This window comes from Brevibacillus fluminis, assembly GCF_003710825.1.
In the GTDB taxonomy this organism is placed as follows: Bacteria; Bacillota; Bacilli; order Brevibacillales; family Brevibacillaceae; genus Brevibacillus_D; species Brevibacillus_D fluminis.
The window spans coordinates 1-1654 of sequence record NZ_RHHQ01000049.1 but is presented as its reverse complement, the minus strand read 5'-3'; the positions used below and the strand labels follow the sequence as shown (position 1 = coordinate 1654).

Below are 1654 nucleotides of genomic sequence, written 5' to 3'. Positions count from 1 at the left end.
CGGCATTTGGTGCTGATGTAATCGATAATCGCCTCAGCCCGTCCATCCCGTTCTTTTTCATCGGCAATGCTGAGCTCGACGCTGGGAAGCCGGGTGATCCCAAAGAGGGGTACGATCAATTTCCCTTCTTCCTGCTTTAACACGTCTACCATTTTTCCATGTTTCAAAACCGCGCCACTCGCAATCTGAATGCTTCCTTCCGACCGTTTGAGAAACGGGGCTACCGGGTCGGACGTTTCCGCTGTTGTATGGAAAATGAAGTCATGGATCGTCAAATGGGGCTGAAAAGAGGTTTCACGCCTCGGATGCATCACATCATTCAAAAATACGCCAAGCTCCTCCGTGTTTTTATAACGTGCGGTCATCAATTCTTCCACCGTTCCTTCGACGATGCCGATAAAGACGTTGTCGCCGATCAAGGGGTCCCGATACAGCGAAATCATGGTGTCCTTCAGCCCTTTTTTCCGTGCGAACGCTTCACTGAACAGGACGACCCGCATTTGGGCCATCGTCACAGTTTTCTCCGACATAGACGACAAGCGCATCAGCGCCTGATGGGGAATGCTCGCCGTCGCGTTAAAAATTTGCGTCTTGTTTTTCTTCCATTGACTTGATTGGGGAATGGCCGCAAACATCTTCATGTGCTTGTCATCCAGATAATCAAAACCAATGATGGAAATCAGGCCCAAATCTTCCAACGTCGGCCGTTCGTAATGTTCCTTGCTGCATCCTCCCACTCCGGCCAAAAGCGCTGCGCATAGGATGATCTGAATGATGACCCATGTTCTTTTCATGACTGCACACGGTTCCTGCGCAGGGCATGAACCCCGAGCAGAAGGATGGGATAGAGAATCATCACGTAGCCAGCCAATACGCTCCATTTGTCATAGATGACGCTCTCTATTTTTGTTGAGGTAAGCGCGATGATGATCGCATACGAAACAATTGCACACAGGAACAAATGCCATGTCCGCTTTTTCGATAGCACGGAATCGACCCCTTTCTTGGCCATCCACAAATATGCAGCGGCCGTCGACAAGATCAGAAACACCCACAACGTGATGCCAAAGTTTTCAATCCGTTCCACGAATGTTAGCTCCACCGCTTTGTACAAATTTAGGACCGGGTAAATCAGCTGCCTTAGCTGCCACTCCGAGAAGTACATCACACTGACGAACGTTACCAAGACATAAATCAATACATTGATCCATAGCCCTATCGATGCATGCTTCAACGCTTTTCTCTGATTCACGATATATGGGAAAAACACGAGAAGGAGCTCATAGCCAAACATGGTCGCATAGGAGTTGTCCACCGCTTTGATCAGCTTTGGGAAGGTTGTCGTCACAAGAGGAAAGATATGCGAAATCTCACCCTTGATAAATCCCCACTTTAAATAAACGATCATCCATGCCGTGAAGAAAAAAGCAAGTATGCAAAAACGCGCGACCGACTTAATGCCGCCCGTCGCGATATACACCATGACGGCAAACAGGCACAGCAGCGGAAACACAATCGTTTCTTCCGTCAGCGTAACGGATTGGACCAGCCTGATGTAGCTTTGGCAAATGGATGAGATCGAGAAGACTGCATAGAGCACAAAAAGGAGGTTGAACGCCTTCCCCAACGCTTTTCCCAACAAAATTTCACTGAT

At 48.5% G+C, this 1654-nt stretch carries 2 protein-coding genes; both read right to left on the bottom strand.

Features of this window, described 5'->3' with window-relative positions; all coding sequences use genetic code 11:
• Positions 1 to 794: Ger(x)C family spore germination protein (locus tag EDM56_RS30800; RefSeq protein WP_483995140.1), on the bottom strand; the 794-nt coding region annotated here is incomplete at its 3' end.
• A partial coding sequence (locus EDM56_RS30795; RefSeq protein ID WP_183192658.1) for a GerAB/ArcD/ProY family transporter occupies positions 791 to 1654 on the bottom strand: 864 nt, incomplete at its 5' end. The genes EDM56_RS30795 and EDM56_RS30800, both read right to left, overlap by 4 nt.